The organism is Mycobacterium sp. NGS26 (assembly GCF_059813025.1).
In genome coordinates, this window is the sequence record NZ_JCALDU010000016.1 from 1 (window position 1) to 1,273 (window position 1,273).

Genomic DNA, 1,273 nt, shown 5'->3' on the forward strand with positions numbered 1-1,273 from the left:
CCGTGTCGAACACGTCAGTGTCAAATTCGACGCGGATCCTCAATTCAGTGCCCAGCAGGACCGCTACCACCAGTGGGTAGTGGGTGGATTCGTGGCTGGTGATCTCGGTGATGGCCAACCCGTCGGCACCGGTCAACGCGGCGGTGTCGATCGGATAGTTCTGGTAGACGAACAAGGTGTCAAACAAGCGTTCCTGACCGGTGAGGTGATGGATCTGCGGCAGCGCCAGGTGCTGATGGTCCAAGGTGTGCTGGTGGGTGCGGTGCAGCTGCTCGAGCAGGTCGGTGGTGGTCGTTGCCGGGGTCAGGGTGGCCCGCACCGGCACCGTGTTGACCAACATGCCCACCATCGACTCCGCACCGGCCACCTCGGCCGGCCGCCCCGAGACCGGGGTGCCAAAGGCCACATCGTGCTGGCCGGTCAGCCAGCACAACAGCTGCGCAAAAGCGCCCTGCCACACAATGTTGACGGTGGTGTGCTGAGCGCGGGCCAGCCCGCTGACCGCCGCGGTGAGCGAGGCCGGCACCCCAAACACCGCCACTGCTTGGCGCCCTGGCCGCAACCGTTGCGGCGCGCCGACCAGGGTGGGGGTGTCAAAGCCGGCCCACACCTGGCCCCAGGCCCGCCGGGCGGCCTCCAGGTCACGCTCGGCCAGCCAGGCCACCACGGCCCGATACGCAGCCGCTGCCGGCAGCCGTTGCCCGTAGTAGCCGGCGACGATCTCACGCAACAGGATCGGCCGCGACCAGCCATCCAGGACAAGATGGTGATTAGTTAACACCAGCCGATGCTGGTCTGCCGCGGTGCGGATCAACACCGCCCGAAACAGCGGCTGGTCGGCCGGCTCGCACACCGCGGCGCGTTCGGCCGCGCAAACCCGCTGGATGCGCTCCTCGACACCCTCGCTGCCGTCGAGATCGAGATAGCACCACGGCGCCACCGCATCAGCCGGGATGATCTGCACCGGCTCGTCGAACCGGTCACAAAACCGGGCCACCAGGTTGGGATGGCGCGCGACCACGGCCTGCACCGCAGCGCGCAGCCGCTGGGCATCCAGCGGGCCGCTTAAGCGGATATCCAGCTGCACCGCATACACATCCTCACCACCTGGCTCGGTGGTGCCGGCGTGGAACAACAACCCCTGCTGCAACGGCGTCAGCGGCAACACATCAGCCAGCCCATAGTCGCGGTCCAACTCGTCGAGCTGCTGCTGGCTCAGCCGCGCGGGCACGATATCCGACGGGGTCAACCCGCCCCCACCGGCACGCACATA

At 67.6% G+C, this 1,273-nt stretch carries 1 protein-coding gene; it reads right to left on the reverse strand.

Annotated features, from left to right (window positions below; genetic code table 11):
- On the reverse strand, positions 1–1,273 hold a 1,273-nt coding region (locus AC5Y6X_RS24325; RefSeq protein ID WP_499989700.1), incomplete at both ends, for a condensation domain-containing protein.